General features: G+C 74.5%; 12 protein-coding genes. 3 read left to right on the top strand and 9 right to left on the bottom strand.

Translation table 11 applies throughout. From position 1 onward, the window contains the following. The first annotated feature begins 57 nt into the window (after positions 1-57). Complete coding sequence (locus R7226_RS17265; RefSeq protein ID WP_318598475.1) at positions 58-1,740, top strand: serine protease; 1,683 nt, start codon at positions 58-60, stop codon at positions 1,738-1,740. Between the two features lie 29 nt (positions 1,741-1,769). After that, a complete protein-coding gene (locus R7226_RS17260) occupies positions 1,770-1,982 on the top strand; it encodes a DUF4287 domain-containing protein (protein WP_318598474.1) in 213 nt (70 codons plus the stop codon). A 40-nt stretch (positions 1,983-2,022) separates the two neighbouring features. Here the strand turns inward: R7226_RS17260 and R7226_RS17255 are convergent, their stop codons facing one another. Genes R7226_RS17255 through R7226_RS17235 form a run of 5 tightly spaced genes read right to left on the bottom strand, consistent with a single transcriptional unit; the run spans position 2,023 to position 7,432 of the window. Beyond that, positions 2,023-2,955 (bottom strand): amidohydrolase family protein, encoded by a 933-nt coding sequence (locus tag R7226_RS17255; RefSeq protein WP_318598473.1) that lies wholly within the window; start codon positions 2,953-2,955, stop codon positions 2,023-2,025. Then, complete coding sequence (locus R7226_RS17250) at positions 2,955-4,067, bottom strand: LLM class flavin-dependent oxidoreductase (protein WP_318598472.1); 1,113 nt, start codon at positions 4,065-4,067, stop codon at positions 2,955-2,957. Before R7226_RS17250 ends, R7226_RS17255 begins: the two co-directional genes overlap by 1 nt. Positions 4,068-4,079: 12 nt before the next feature. Continuing rightward, on the bottom strand, positions 4,080-5,678 hold the full coding sequence (locus R7226_RS17245) for a creatininase (protein ID WP_318598471.1): 1,599 nt from the start codon (positions 5,676-5,678) through the stop codon (positions 4,080-4,082). Next, positions 5,675-6,772 carry a serine hydrolase domain-containing protein gene (locus R7226_RS17240; protein WP_318598470.1) on the bottom strand — a complete coding sequence of 366 codons (1,098 nt, stop codon included), beginning with the start codon at positions 6,770-6,772 and terminating at the stop codon, positions 5,675-5,677. Before R7226_RS17240 ends, R7226_RS17245 begins: the two co-directional genes overlap by 4 nt. Before the next feature lie 12 nt (positions 6,773-6,784). Further along, positions 6,785-7,432 carry a cysteine hydrolase family protein gene (locus tag R7226_RS17235; protein WP_318598469.1) on the bottom strand — a complete coding sequence of 216 codons (648 nt, stop codon included), beginning with the start codon at positions 7,430-7,432 and terminating at the stop codon, positions 6,785-6,787. A gap of 153 nt (positions 7,433-7,585) precedes the next feature. Between R7226_RS17235 and R7226_RS17230 the strand changes: the two genes are divergently transcribed. Continuing rightward, positions 7,586-8,320, top strand: coding sequence for a GntR family transcriptional regulator (locus tag R7226_RS17230; protein ID WP_318598468.1), 735 nt, complete (start codon positions 7,586-7,588; stop codon positions 8,318-8,320). A gap of 58 nt (positions 8,321-8,378) precedes the next feature. Here the strand turns inward: R7226_RS17230 and solA are convergent, their stop codons facing one another. The 4 genes from solA to R7226_RS17210 form a co-directional block, all read right to left on the bottom strand. Continuing rightward, positions 8,379-10,820, bottom strand: a complete 2,442-nt coding sequence (gene solA / locus R7226_RS17225; RefSeq protein WP_318598467.1) for an N-methyl-L-tryptophan oxidase — start codon at positions 10,818-10,820, stop codon at positions 8,379-8,381. Further along, positions 10,817-12,277 carry an aldehyde dehydrogenase family protein gene (locus R7226_RS17220; RefSeq protein WP_318598466.1) on the bottom strand — a complete coding sequence of 487 codons (1,461 nt, stop codon included), beginning with the start codon at positions 12,275-12,277 and terminating at the stop codon, positions 10,817-10,819. Before R7226_RS17220 ends, solA begins: the two co-directional genes overlap by 4 nt. Continuing rightward, positions 12,277-14,205 carry a primary-amine oxidase gene (locus R7226_RS17215; RefSeq protein ID WP_318598465.1) on the bottom strand — a complete coding sequence of 643 codons (1,929 nt, stop codon included), beginning with the start codon at positions 14,203-14,205 and terminating at the stop codon, positions 12,277-12,279. The genes R7226_RS17220 and R7226_RS17215 overlap by 1 nt, the downstream gene beginning before the upstream one ends. Next, the coding region (locus R7226_RS17210; RefSeq protein WP_318598464.1) for a gamma-glutamyltransferase at positions 14,202-14,958 on the bottom strand (757 nt) is incomplete at its 5' end. The genes R7226_RS17215 and R7226_RS17210, both read right to left, overlap by 4 nt.

The raw sequence follows: 14,958 nt of genomic DNA, 5'->3' as shown, positions 1-14,958 counted from the left end.
GCCCGGCGGCGGAAGGATCCGCCGTCCACCACGTCACCGAACCGTCCAGGAGCCGTCATGTCGATCGAGAACCCGAGGGAGGCCCCGCGCGGCGTCATCGCCCGCGCGATCGGCAGCGCCCGCGCCGCGCGGGTCGCGCGCCGGCTGCTGTCGGTGATCGCGCTCGTGGGCGCGCTCGCCGCCGCCCTCGCCCTCGCCGCGCCGAACGCCGGCGCGGCCGCGACGCCGGGCGGCGGCGCGCGGATCGTCAACCCCAGAGGCGCAGCCAGAATCCCGTGGCAGGCGGCGCTGGTGCGGCTGAACGAGAACGGGCAGATCACGCTGCCGTTCGGCGTCTTCTGCGGCGCGACCGTGCGCGACGCGACGCACGTGATCACCGCCGCGCACTGCGTCGACGACTCCGACGCCGGGGAGCTGGCGGTCGTCGCGGGCTTCGTCTCGCGCGAGACCCCGGAGGCCGGGGCGGAGGCGGCCGGCGTGACGGCGATCACGTCGCATCCCGGCTTCGACGCCGCCTACCGCAACGACCTCGCGATCCTGACGCTCGACCACGCGCTGACGCTCGACGGTCCGACGATCACGGGCCTGCCGGTCGTGCCGGCCGGCACCGACGTGATCGGCGACGGCGCCTTCATCTCCGGCTGGGGCGACATGGATCCCTTCACCGAAGGCGGCCAGCAGCCCGACCTGCTCCAGCTCGCCGAGATCGGCGTCCACCCCGACGCGCAGTGCGGCGGCTACGGCGACGGCTTCGTGCCGGCGCTGATGATCTGCGCCGGCGGCAGCGACGCCGGCGGACCGATCGACACCTGCCAGGGCGACTCGGGCGGGCCGCTGGCGCGGATGTCGGGGCCGCTGAGCGCCGATCTGCTGATCGGCGTCGTCTCCTTCGGCCGCGGCTGCGCCGACCCCGACTTCCCCGGCATCTACACGAAGCTCTCGAGCGCCGACCTCAACGCGCGCGCGACCGACCCGAACCCGCCGGCGCGGCTGGAGCCTGTGGCGCCGCCGGCGATCGCCGGCACGCCGGCCGTTCGCGAGACGCTCACCTGCGACGGCGCGCGGTGGACGCTGCCGGCGCAGCAGCAGAGCGTCACCTGGCTGAGCGCGTTCGTCGACGGCGCCGGGGAGATCTCCGACGTCCGCGTCGAGGGGACGGCGCCGACGCTCGCGCTCGCCGACGCGCTCAGAGGCCGGATCGTCACGTGCATCGTGCGCGGCGTCAACGCCGGCGGCGCGCGCGAGCTGCAGGCGAGAGCGATCGGGCCGGTGCAGGGGCCGCAGACGCCCCCGCCCGGCGGCGGCGGTGGTGGTGGTGGCGGCGGTGGCGGCGGTGTGAACCCGCCCGGCGGCGGTGGCAGCAGGCTGCCGAGCGTCGGCACGCCGCCGAGAAGCGGCACGCCGAACCCGCCGGCTGACATCGTCCCGCCGACCGCCGACGTGACCCGCCGCGCCTGCGCCAGACGGCGCTGCACGCTGACGATCAGCGCGAGCGACCTCGCCGGCCCGGTGAAGCGCGCGACCGTCAGCTACCAGCGGCTCAGCGGCTGCCCGAAGGGCGCCCGCGGCAAGCGCTGCCGCGGGGCCAGACGGGCCGCCGCGAGACGAACCGCCGACGGCGTCTTCCGCCTCGTCACCCCGCGCCTGGCCCCGGCCCGCTGGCGCTTCACCGTCACCGCCGCCGACGCCGCCGGCAACACGAGCGCGCCGAAGAGCGTGGTGCTGACGGTCAAGCGATGAGTTCCGCGGCGCCGGGCAGTCTTCGCGACATGACCACGAGAACAGTGAAGGGCCCGGCGTCGTACTTCCCCTCGATCGAGCAGAGATACGGCCGCCCGATCGAGGAGTGGAAGGCGCTGATCCGCGCCTCCGACCTCCGCAGACACATGGAGCTGGTGAACTGGCTGAAGGCAGAGCACGGGCTCGGCCACGGCCACGCCAACGCGCTCGTCGCGCACACGCTGGCGGAGGAGAGAGGCTAGGCGGCGACGGGGACGCGGGCTGCGGCGGCGCCGCGCGCCGCTACCCCGCGACGCCGAACAGCTCGGCCGCCGTCAGGCCGAGGATCGCGTCGCGCTCGCTGCGTGACAACGCCGGCATCGCCTCGACCGCGTCGATCACCCACGCCGGCTCGTACCAGGGGAAGTCGGAGCCGGCCATCACGCGCTCGGGCCCGATCTCGCGCACCAGCGCCGACAGCGCGGCGAGGTCGGCGGGGGCGTTGGTGCCGCCGACCCACGAGACGATCTCGGAGAGGTCGAAGCGCAGCTGCGGGTAGCGGGCGGCGAGCGCGGCGATCCGCTCGAAGTCGCCGCCGCCGAGGTGGGCGAGCACGAGCGGCAGGCGCGGGTGGCGCTCGATCAGGGGCGCGAATGCCTCCGGCGTCGCCCAGCCCGTGTTCAGCCTGTCGGGGCCGCAGTGCGCGATCACCGGCAGCCTCTCGTCGCTGCACAGCTCCCACAGCGCGTCGAGCCCCGGGTCGTACGGCATGAACCGCTGCGCGACCGTGTGCAGCTTGATCCCGCGCGCGCGGCCGGCGCCGGAGCCGGTCCCGCGCGCCGCCAGCGCGCGCACGTGGTCGGCCGTCTCGGCCGCCGTCATCACGCCGGGGTGGACGGTCAGGAACGGCAGCAGCACCGGATGCTCGGCGGCGAGGTCGCAGAGCCACGCGTTGAGGTCGGCGAGGTCGGCCGCGCGGTCCGCATGCGGGGGCTCGGCCGGCCACAGCAGCCCCTCGGCCGGCTGCGGCATCGCGTGCATCAGGAAGACGTTCAGGACCGCCGCGTACGCGACGCCGGCCTCGGCGATCGCGGCGAGCGCGTCGGCCGCGTCGCCACCGCGTTCGCTGTAGGTGACGTCTGCCTTGGAGCCGTACTCGACGATCGGGTAGTCGGCCTTCGCGCGCACGCCGATCTCGCGCTCGCGGTAGATGTGCAGGTGGGAGTCGATCAGCATCAGGCGGCCTTCGTCGCGGGGGTGAAACCGATCCGCGCGTGCACGCGCGGCAGCACCTCGGTCGCCAGCAGCTCGAGCGAGCGCAGGTAGGGCGCCGGGTCGTCGGCGTAGTCGTAGACGCTCGCCAGCAGCGTGCCGAAGCCGCCGGTCTCCTCGTACAGCGAGACGATCCCGTCGGCGACGGTCTCGGGCGAGCCGATCAGCCATCTCTTCTCGGCCAGCAGCTCGGTCGTGATCGGCTGGCCGGAGGCGGCGAGCGCGGGGGCGAAGTGGACGAGGCGGCCGTTCGCCTCGGCGTAGGGCAGGATCCACTCGCGGTAGGTGTCACCCATCGCGCCGCCGACGCTCGCGTCCCACGCCGCCGCGTCGCTGTCGGCGACGAACAGCGGGTGCGAGAGGCGCCAGACGTCGCGGCTGGGCGCGAGGCCCGCCGAGCGGGCGCCATCTTCGTAGACGTCCCAGTGGGCGGCGGCGTAGTCGCGGCTGTGGACGACCGTCATCGGGATGAAGCCCTGCGCGCCGGCGCGCCGCAGCGACTCCGATCTGGGGCTCGCGCCGACGACGGCGATCTCTGGGCGCGTGCCGCTGAACGGTCTCGCGTGCGGGCCGTGGAAGACATCCGAGAAGGCCGGCGAGTCGACGCTCCAGTGCGCGCCTTCGTACCTGAACGGCTCGCCACGAGACCACGCCTCCCACAGCCCGAGCATGATCTCCTGCGACTCGCGCGCCATCGCGCCGTTGGCGGCCGCGCCGCCGGTCGCGAACAGCTGCTGGTCGGGCGCGAAGCTGCCGGCGCCGAACGCGACCATGTAGCGCCCCTGCGCGACCTGGTCGAGCCAGGCGATCCGCTGCGCGAGGTTGACGGGGTGGTGGTAGGGCAGCAGGTGGGCGGCCGGGCCGAGCTTGATCGTTCTCGTCTCGCGCAGCGCCATCGCGATCAGCAGGTCGGGCGTCGACAGCGGCTCCCAGCCGAGCGTGTAGTGCTCGCCGAACCACGCCTCCGCGAAGCCGAGCGCGTCGGCCCGTCGCAGCACCTCCAGATCCCATTCGAGCGCGTCCGGGACCGGGCGCGACGGCGGGTGGAAGGTCGTGAGGAAGAGGCCGAGCTGCATCTGCGCGCGCCGCTAGCGGAAGCCGGCCGGATCGGCTGCGAGCGCGGGCCAGGTGTCGGGACAGTGGCCGGGCACCAGGCGCGCGCCCTCGGCGCCCGACAGCGTCACCAGCCGCTCGTGCGAGAGCCGCCGCAGCGGCGCGTCGATCGGCGCGACCGAGCTGCCGATCGGGCGGCCCTCGTCGATCCCCTGCTGCAGGTCGATCGCGTCGACGGCGAAGATCCACGTGCCCGATTCGGCCATCCGCACGCGGTAGGACATGTGTCCTGGCGCGTGGCCGGGGGTCGAGATCGCCTCGACGCCGGGGAGGATCTCGCCGTCGCCGTCGAGCAGCCGCCAGTCGAGGCCGTTCAGCTCCGTCTCGTAGAAGGCGCGGCCGGCCTCCTCGCCCGGCGCCGCGGCACGCCGCGCGAACGCCAGCTCGCGCCGCTGGATCCAGACCGGGATCCCGCGCTCGCGGAAGTGGTGCAGGCCGCCGGTGTGGTCGAGGTGGAGGTGCGAGAGCGCGACCCCGGCCAGCTCGTCGAGCCCGACGCCGACGCGCTCCAGCTGCGCCAGCAGCGGGTCGCCGCTGTCGCCGTCGTAGGGCTGCTCGGGCAGCCCGGCGCGCCAGATCGGATGCGGCGTGTCGAGCGGCAGGCCGGCGAACGGCGCCAGCTCGACGCCCGATTCGAGCAGCAGCCAGCCGGCCGGCGTGTGGGCGAGGATCCCGATGATCGGCAGTCTCACGATCGTTCTGGAGCCGCCCTCCAGCGAGACCCACTCCGGCGCCGACTCCCAGCCGAGCAGCAGGCAGTGAAGGCGGTCGCAGGTGGCCTGCGAGGCGGGCGCGACGAGCGGCACGCCGAGGCCTTCGACCAGCCCCGCGGCGAGGTTGTCGACCAGCATGCCCGCCAATCTCTCGCCCTTCGCGACTGACGCCTTCGTCGCCGGCGCCAGCACGCCGCTGAGCGCGATGTGGCTCGGCGGCGCCGGCAGCAGCTCGTAGAAGGGGCGCTCGGCCGACTGGTCGTCAGCGATCAGCTCGTGGCGCACGAGATCGGGCCGCAGCGCCTGCATCAGGCTCGTCTCGACGATCGCGGCGTGCTCGGCCGCCCAGCCGGGGAAGCCCTCGGCGTCGGCGAAGAGGTAGTCCAGCTCGCCCTCGCCGAACGACGCCCAGACGCGGTCGATCACCATCACCGTCACGTCGTCCATCCCGCCCAGCTCGCGTGCCAGCTCGACGCCCTCGTAGAGCAGGTTGACGTTCTCGGCATGCCAGTTGATCAGCGCGATCCGCGTGAAGCCGGTGCGCGCCAGCTCGGCGACGACGTCGCGGATCACCTGGATCAGGGTCCCGGCGCGCAGGGAGGTCGTGCCGGGGAAGCCCTGGCCGCCGCCGGAGAGCGGGTGGCTGCGGTTGCCGAACGGCTGCGGCGGCGGGATCACGCAGTGGACGCGCTGCGCGATCCGCTTCGACAGCTCGACCGGCAGCAGATGGTCGACCGAGACCGGCAGGTGCGGGCCGTGCTGCTCGGTCGAGCCGACCGACCACAGCGCGACCGCGCCGGCGCGCGCGGCGGCGTCGATCTCCGGCCAAGTCATCTCGGCCATCAGCGGGGCGCCGGTCATGTCGGATCAGACTCCTGGGGGATTGCGGGGACCGCCTCGGTCAGCGCCGCGAGGATCGGCAGCGGCTCGCGCGCCCAGCGGATAACGGCGACGAGGTCGCGCTCCGGATCGCACCAGACGAGCTGCTCGCCGGTGCCGTGGGCGGCGAAGCCGCGCAGCCCGGCGCCGGGGTACTCGTCCAGCTCGTTGAGCCACCACATCAGGCCGTAGGCGGGGCGCAGCGCGCTCGGCTCGCGCTGCAGCCGGCACCACTCGGCGGGCAGCACGCGCGTGCCCTCCCAGTCGCCGTCGCGCAGGTGCAGCAGGCCGTAGCGGGCGAGGTCGCGCGCCGAGCACCACCAGCCGCCGCCCCAGTGGCTGCCGCCGGTCACGACCGGCACCTCGCGCCCGCCGGGGAGCGTGTCGCGCATCTGCCGCAGGCCGCGCCAGCTCCAGTCGGAGCCGACGCCGATCGGGTCGAAGACGCGCGTGCGGAAGACCTGCTCGACCGACTCGCCGAGCAGGTGCGTCAGCGCCAGCGAGCAGAGGTTGGTGCGGATGTCGTTGTACGAGAAGCGCGCGCCGGGGCCGAGCACGGGCGCGTCCGGGCGCTGTCTGCCCTGCGGGTCGGCCCACCACGGCACGCCGAACAGCTCGCCGCGCCAGTCGCTGGACTGCGTCAGCAGGTGACGCCACGTGATCGCGCGCGCGGCGTAGGGGTCGTTGCCGGTGCCGGAGCGGACGAGCGGCTCGAGCTGCGGGACGGCGTCGAGGAAGGGCGCGTCGAGGTCGGTCAGGAGACCGTCGGCCCAGGCGATCCCGGCGACGGTCGAGAGCGCCGACTTCGCCAGCGAGAAGCACATCTCGACGCGGTCGGCGTCGCCCCAGGAGGCGATCTCGCGACCGCCCACGAGCACGACCCCGCTCGGCGCGCCGCGCTCGATCACGTCGCCCATGATCTGCGGCCACGGCTCGTCGGCGAGCGTCGTCGTCAGCCACGCGCGCATGTCGCGCGGCAGCGCCGGCTCGCCGCTGATCGCGAGTGCGAACGCCCGCTCCAGCGCGACGGCGTCGATCTCGACGTCGGCCCGCTCGATCGCGGTGATGTCAGGCACGGTCGGCGCGGCTCATCGCGCGGCCTCGGCGGCCGCCGGGTGGACGAATGCGCCTCTGCCCTCGCCGACGCCGGCGGCGAACGCCTCGCTGAGCGCGGCGGCGGTCGTCAGCGCGTCGCGCTGGAGGTAGTGGATCGCTCTGAGCGCGGCGTCGTGGGCGTCGGTCGAGGAGCCGCCGACAGCGTCGACGGCGACGCGCAGGTGGTAGTCGTGCTGATGCGCGTCGACGGCGGTGTAGTGGATGCAGACGTCGGTCAGACCGCCGACGAGCGCGACTGTTCTGGCGCCGTAGGAGCGCAGCACGAGGTCCAGCTCGGTCGCGAAGAAGGCCGAGTAGCGGCGCTTGCGGATCAGGAACTCGTTCGGGCCGGGGACGAGGCCGGGGACCAGCTCGGTCGTCGGCTCGCCCTCGACGCAGTGCGGCCCCTCGTCGCCGTCGAGCTCGCGGCCGATGTCGACGAGCGAGGGCTTGTGCACCTCTTGGATGAAGATCACCGGCACGTCGTGAGCGCGCGCGTCGTTGACGAGGTCGACGATGCGCTGGCGGCGCACGTCCTTGCCGTCGGTGTGCGCGATGCCGGGACTGTCGACGCCAGGACCGCCCTGGACGTCGACGACGACGAGCGCGAGCGGGGTGGCGATGGGGGCGTCGGCGGACATGGTGTCGATCGTACGGGGGATCCCGAACATCGTCAAGTGGATCCAATCTGTCACGATCTGCCGACACGGCGGCGGCGTCCGCGTCCTGATGGTCGGGTACATTTCTGGACGGGATCCGCCGATCAGCGGATCGGATCCAGCCTTGACCAGGGGGTGACGCGAACGATGGCGACGACGACCAACGAACCCAGCCAGCAGCCAGCGCAAGCGCTGGTCGACGACCTCGCGGAGCGGATCCGCCAGCGGATCATGACCGGTGAGATCCCGATCGGGGCGCAGTTGCGCCAGGCGGCGCTGGCGACCGAGTTCGGCGTCAGCCGCACGCCCGTGCGCGAGGCGCTGCGCCAACTGCAGATGGGCGGCCTGATCACGGTCGTGCCCAACCGCGGCGCCGTCGTGCGGGTTCCGTCGCCGTGGGAGGTGCGCGCCGCGCACGAGGTCCGCGCGGAGCTGGAGGGGCTGGCCGCCGAGCGCGCCGCCACGCGCCTCTCCGATCAGCAGCTCGCCGCCCTGCGCAGAGCGAACGAGACGATGCGCAGAGCGTCGCAGAGAGCGCGCCCGCGCGTGCAGGCCGGCGTGACCGCTCCGACGACCTCCGCCAACGACGAGATCCACACGATCATCCACGAGGCCGCGCGCAACCCGTGGCTCGGCCGGATGATCAACCAGATCAACGAGTCGTTCCCGCGCAACGTGCTGGCGCTCGTGCTGGCGGAGGATCCGAACGCGCGCAGAGAGACCGTGCGCGAGCACGACGAGATCATCGACGCGCTGGAGCGCGGCGACGCCGCCGCCGCGCGCGACGCGATGCACCGCCACGTGATCGACGCCGGCGAGCAGCTCGCGCGCTGGTACGAAGAACGCTCCACCACCGTCTTCCAGGCGTAGCCGTCCTGAGCGGTGCAGGTCTGCTGCTGCGAGGCAGCAGCAGACCTGCACCGCGCGCTCAGTGCGGGGCGGGGGCGGTGAGGCGGGCGGGGCTGATGAAGTCGAGGTCGGGGCGCTCGACTCCGGCCGTCATGTCGGCCAGGGCGTCGCCCAGGGCCGGGGCGAACTTGAAGCCGTGGCCCGAGCAGGCCGAGGCGACCAGCACCTGCGGCAGCTCCGGCAGCGCGCCGACGGCGAAGCGGCGGTCGGGGGTGACCGCGTAGAGGCAGGTCAGCGTCGACTGGACCGGGCCCGCGGCGGCCGGCAGGTACTTCGCCGCCACACCGGTCAGCTCGGCGATCTCGGCCTCCGTCAGCGGCTGCTTCGGCGCGTCGGGGTCGACGTCGCGGCCGTCGTCGAGGCCGACCTTGACGCCCCGCCCGCGCAGCGGAGCGACGCCGTAGACGAGCCCGATCGGCAGGTCGAAGGAGAAGCAGCCGAGCTTCGGCGGCGCCACCAGCGACGCGTCGCGCGGCTCCATGTAGACGTTGACGATCCGCACGACGCGCTGCTCCAGCGCCAGCTGCGGCACCAGCGCCGGCACCCACGCCCCGGCGGTCACGATCAGCCGCTCCGCGCGCAGCCGGCCGCGCATCGAGTCGACCCGCACGCCGTCGCCGTCGGCCGCCCACGCGACCATCGGATCGGCCTCGCGCAGGCGCGCGCCAGAACGGCGCGCGAGCAGTTGCAGCGCGGCGATCGAGCGATCGGCGTGCAGCAGGCCGGCAGCGGGGTCGTACAGGCCCTCCAGCTCGTCGCCCAGCTCGATCGCGGGGAAGATCGCGTTGATGCCGGCCGCGTCGAGCACCGTGCAGCCGGGGCCGCGCAGCGATTCCTCCGCGCCGGCCGGCCGCGCGAACATGCCGCCGGTGCGCTCCATCAGCCGCTCGCCGGTCGCCTCCTCCAGCCGCGCCCAGGCGTCGTAGGCGCGCTCGACGAGCGGGTCCCAGACGGGGTTCGGGTAGGCGCGCCGGATCATCCGGCTCTCGCCGTGCGAGGAGCCGCGGTCGTGGCCGAGGCGGAACCGCTCCAGCGCGACGACCTTCATGCCGCGCTCGGCGAGCGCGCGGGCGGCGGCGCTGCCGTGCGCGCCGAGCCCGACGACTATCGCGTCGACCGACTCGACCGGCGGGCCGGGCGCGCGCGCCAGCGGCGTGCCGGCGGTCGGCGGGACCGGGTCGGGCGTGCCGGCGAGCGGCACCGACCCGTTGGCGCCGCCGGCCTCCAGCGGCAGGCCGCCGAGCTGCGCGGCGGAGGCGCCCGGCGCGACGCCTGAGCCGGCCAGCGCGGCGACGCCGTCGCGCAGCGCGAGCAGGTCGCCGTCGTCGGTGTAGACGTGCAGGCCGGCGCGCACGACGGCCGGCAGCTCGCGCTCCGCAAGGTCCCAGCGGCCGTGCTCGGCCGGCACGCTGACGAGCTGGACGCCGCGTTCGGCCAGCCGTGCGGCGACCTCCCTCGCGGGCAGGCCGTCGACGGTGAAGGTGACGATCGCGGAGGTGCCGGCCGGCGGGTCGGCGAGGCGGACGCCGGGCAGCGCCGACAGCTCGCCGCGCAGGCGGGCCGAGAGCGCGGTCAGGTGCTCCTCGATCGCGTCGATCCCCAGCGCGTCCAGCTCCGCCAGCGCGACGCCGAGGCCGAGCCGCACGGCATGGGAGGTCTCCCACGTCTCGAAGCGGCGCGCCGCGTCGGCGAGCGTGAAGTCGTGATCCTCGGTCCAGACGGCGCCGCGCACGTCGGGCGCCGTCGGCGCCAGCCGCTCCAGCAGCGCACGGCGGACGTAGAGGATCCCGGTGCCGCGCGGGCCGCGCAGGTACTTGCGGCCGGTCGCCACGAGCACGTCGCAGCCGAGCTGCTCGACGTCGACCCTCAGCTGCCCGGCCGACTGGACGGCGTCGACGAAGTACGGCACGCCGTGGGCGCGCGCGAGCGCGCCGGCCGCCGCGACCGGCTCGACCAGCCCGGAGGAGGTCGGCACGTGCGTGACGATCAGCAGCGCGGCGGGGCCGTCGGAGAGCGTCGCCGCGAGCGCGTCGAGGTCGAGCGCGCCGGTCGCCGGATCGACCGGCAGCAGCTCCAGCACGACGCCGCGCTCGCGCTCCAGCGTCAGCAGTTGCAGCGCGCAGGAGACGTAGCCCGAGCGCGAGACGATCACGCGGTCACCGGGGCCGAGCCGCAGCGCGTCGATCGCCCGTTGCCAGGCGACCGTCGCGCTCTCGGCGAACGCGATCTCGTCCGCACGGGCGCCGAGCATGCCGGCGGCGAGCGGGTAGAGCGCGTCCAGCCGCGGCCGGACGGCGTGGGCGGCCTCGTAGCCGCCGATCCGCGACTCCAGCTGCAGCTGCTCGGTGACGGCCGCGAGGGTGCGGGCGGTCGGCAGCGCGGCGCCGGCCGCGTTGAGGTGGTGGGCGTTGCCCACGCCGGGCGTGCGCGCCCGTTCGATGTCGACGTCGATGCGGGTCACAGGGCGATCGTCACGCTCTTGAGCTCGGTGAAGGATTCGACCGCGGCGTCGCCGAGGTCCCGGCCGAGGCCGGACTGCTTGACGCCGCCGAAGGGGATCGCGGCGTCGAAGGCGTTGTAGGTGTTGATCCAGATCATGCCGGCCTCCAGCTCGGCGGCCATCCGGTGGGCACGGGAGAGGTCGCGCGTCCAGACCCCGGCCGCGAGGCCGTACGCCGAGTCGTTGGCGAGCGCGAGCGCCTCGGCCTCGTCGGCGAACTCCATCACGCCGACGACCGGGCCGAAGATCTCCTCGCGCGCGATCCGCATCCCCGGCGTCATCCCGCCGAAGAGGACCGGCGGCACGTAGTAGCCGGGGCCGTCGGGCTGGTCGCCGGTCGCGATCACGTGCGCGCCCTCGGCTCTGCCGATCTCGACGTAGCCGGCGACGCGCTCGCGCTGCTCGGCGGAGACGAGCGGGCCGACGTTGACCATGCCGGCGAAGCCGGGGCCGACCTTCAGTCTCTGCACGGCGTCGGCGAGTCGCTCGCGCGCCTCGTCGGCGATCGAGGACTGCACCATCAGGCGGCTGCCGGCGGTGCACATCTGGCCGGAGTGGCCGAAGACGCCGCGGATCGCGTTCGGGATCGCGGCGTCGAGGTCGGCGTCGGCGAAGATGATCTGCGGCGACTTGCCGCCCAGCTCCAGCGTCACGTGCTTGACGGCCGGCGCGGCGGCGGCCATCACCGCGCGGCCGACCTCGGTCGAGCCGGTGAAGGTGATCTTCGCGACGTCGGGGTGCTCGACCAGCGCGGCGCCGGTGCGGCCGTCGCCGGTCAGCACCGAGACGACCCCCTCGGGGATCCCGGCCTCGGCGCAGAGAGCGGCAAGTCGGAGTGCGCTCAAAGGCGTCTGCTCGGCCGGCTTGATCACGACCGGGCAGCCGGCCGCGAGCGCCGGCGCCAGCTTCCAGCAGGCGATCATGAAGGGGAAGTTCCACGGCAGCACGGCCGCGACGACGCCGGCCGGCTCGCGCACGACGTAGGCGTGGCGGCCCGGCTGCGGCGCCGCGACGGTGCCGGTCAGGCGCGTCGGGGCGCCGGCGAAGTGGCGCAGCGCGGCGAGGCCGAGCGCGACGTCGCCGCGCGCCCGCTCGATCGGCTTGCCGTTGTCGAGCGTCTCCAGCACCGCCAGCTCCTCGGCGGCGCCGTCGACCAGCTCGGCGAGCCGTTGCAGGATGTCGCGGCGGTCGGTCGCCGGCAGCCTGCGCCAGCGGCCGTCGCGGTGGGCGGCTGTCGCGGCCGCGACGGCCGCGTCGACCTCGGTCTGCGTCGCCTGCGGCACGTGCGTCAGCACCTGCTCGGTCGCGGGGTCGATCACGGCGATCGTCTCGCCGCCGCTGCCGGCGACGGCGGCGCCGGCGATCGACATCGGCGTCAGGTCGGGGAAGACCGGCAGCTCGGGCAGCACGGCTGACATCAGTGGCAGCCCTTCGCGCAGTGGCCGGCGGCGGGGGCCGGGCGGGCGAGGTCGAGCGCGGGGTTGCGGTCGAAGAAGCCGTCGGGCTCGAAGCGCAGGTGGCCGCGCGCGACCGGCATCACCGGCCAGTCCTCCGGGCGCGGGAAGTGGTGCGTGCCGACGGTCGCCCAGACGACCAGCTCGGCCGGGTCGAGCGAGCGGTCGGCCTGCTGCCAGACGTGGATGCCGTCGGCGCCGGGCTCGGCCTGGTTGGGGTACTCGCCGCCGACGTAGCGCTCGTTCGGCGTGCGCTTGGTCGCCCACACGTGCTGCTCGGTGAAGGGCGCGCGGCGGCCGGAGACCGAGTGCGGCCGCGCGAACGGCGTCGCGGTCGAGTCGACGTGCAGGCGGTAGGCGGTCGGCTCGCCGTAGCGGTTGGTCTCGCTGTCGCTCTCGACGCGCCAGAAGGCCGCGCGCGAGGGGTCGTTGCGTCTGGCGGCCTGCGACTCGCTCGCGAGCACCGTGCGGACGGCGCGGACGGCGTTGCCGTACGGGTCCTTCGCCGGGTCCGGCTCGGCCTCGGCGTGGATCTCGGAGATGCGGTTGAGCGGGCCGTCGACGGCCGTGTCCATGCGCACGGAGAAGTAGTGCTGGTGCGTGGCGGCCTGCACGTTGGGGGCGACCATGCGGCCGTGCAGGGGAGTCTCGCCGTCGGCGATGCCGGCGGCGGAGAGGATGCCGGTGAGCTTGATCTCCAGCTCGATCGCGCCGTCCTGGTAGAGCGACCAGAAGAAGCCGTAGTCGTAGTTGGCGACCGTCACGAAGGTCGAGATCACCAGACGCCGCGAGCGCCGCACCTCGACCTCGCCGGTGCGCGTGTTCGTGTGCTTCCAGGCGATCCCGTGGTCCTCCTCGTGCATGCAGATCGCGTGCGGCAGCTCGCGCACCGAGCCGTCGCCGTCGACGACCGCGGTGTCGAAGTAGTGGATCAGCCCGAGGCAGTCGCAGCCCAGCTCCAGCGAGTTGGTCATCACGCCGGCGCTGTACTCGCCCCAGTCGAAGAAGTTCTTGCGGTACTGCGTCGCGGTCGGGTCGAGGTACGGCACGTACATCTCGTTGACGGCGGCGCGCTGCAGCACCGGGCGCGTTCTGCCGCCGTGCTCGAAGGTGATGTCGTGCAGGACGAGGCCCTCGCGGTGGTCGAAGCCGACGCGCAGGCTCCAGCCCTGCCAGTCGACTCTCCAGCCGTCGACGTCGAACGACGGGCCCTCGGCCTGCTCGACCTCCAGCGGCTGCAGGCCGGGGCGCGGCGCGCCCCACTCGCCCTCGGCGAAGGTGCCGCGCTCGCTCGCCATTCTGATCACGCCGTGGTCCTCGATCTCGAGGATCTCGAGCGTGTCGAGGTCGACGATCGGGATCAGGCCCTCGACCGGGCGGGCGTAGCCGTTGTCGGCGAGGTCCTCGCGATGCCAGGTGGCGCCCCAGGCGACGCGGCGCCCTCTGTAGCGCTCCGGCACGAAGCCGCCCATCGACTCGGCGTCGACCATCGTCAGCGAGGGGTCGGTGATGCCGCGCTTGGCGAGGCCGGCGATGAAGTCGGGGTGCTCGCGGCAGGCGGCGCTCAGCAGGCGCGACTCGTGCGGCGTGATCGCCGGCTGCTCGTCGCCGATGTCGCTCCAGCGGTCGGCGGTCGCCGTCTCGCCGTCGAGCGCGACCGAGATGTTCCACGAGCGTCTCGCGCCGGCGTCGCGCACGATCGCCTCGGCGCGCCGCTCGCCGTTGCGGGCGGCATGCTCGTCGAGCGTCACGCAGGGGAAGCGCAGCGGCTCGCCGACGCGTTCGTCGGCGCGCACGGCGGCGACGACGGCGGCCATCTCGGCCGGCGTCAGCGGATCGAGCGCGTGCGCGGAGGCGGTCGGGCGACCGGAGCCGGGGGCGAGGGTGCTCATGACGGAGTGGCCTCGGTTTCGTCGTCTGTGGTCAATGTCAGCGCGGCGCCGTCGGCGCGCGGGTCGGCGGCGGCTGCCTGCGCGCCGTCGGGGGAGAGGCGGGCGGCCTGCACGTGGCCGGCCAGGCCGGTGAAGGTGTCGAGCCGTTCGAAGGCGACGCCGGCGTCGGCCGCCTCGCCGTCGGGCGCGACCGCGCCGGGCTCGGCGAGCACGGTCTCGCGCGCGCGGTCCATGTCGCGCGCGCCGACGACCCAGCGGCCGCGTGCGATCGCGCTTTGGAGATCGCTGGCGGGGTCTGTCACGTCGGCGGCGAGCTGCGCCAGCACCTGCGGCTGCGCGCGGCCGCCCTGGCAGCCGAGCGCGACGACGGTCCCGTCCGCGGTCTCGACCAGCGCGGGGCAGAGCGTGTGCGGCGGGCGCGCGCCGGGCGCGAGCGCGCCGGGGTGGCCCGGGACGAGGCTGAAGGCGCTGCCGCGGTTGTGCAGCACGATCCCGGTCTGGGGCTCCAGCAGGCCGGCGCCGAAGGTCTGGTAGACGGACTGGATCAGCGTCACCGCGCGGCCATCCGCGTCGACCGCGGTGACCGCGACGGTGTCGCCGTGCGGGCGGGCGCCGTTGAAGGCGGCGGCCGGCGGGGCGGTCGCGGCGCGCAGGCCGGCGACGTCGATCTCGGTCACGCGCGGGTCGCCGAGCAGCCGGTCGCGGGCGGCCGAGGCGGCGCGGGCGCGGTCGAGGGAGAGGCGCGCGGCCGCG

The organism is Conexibacter stalactiti, from assembly GCF_033542075.1.
Lineage (GTDB): Bacteria > Actinomycetota > Thermoleophilia > Solirubrobacterales > Solirubrobacteraceae > Conexibacter > Conexibacter stalactiti.
The sequence above is the reverse complement of the archived record's forward strand: the minus strand, read 5'-3'. Positions and strand labels throughout refer to the sequence as shown.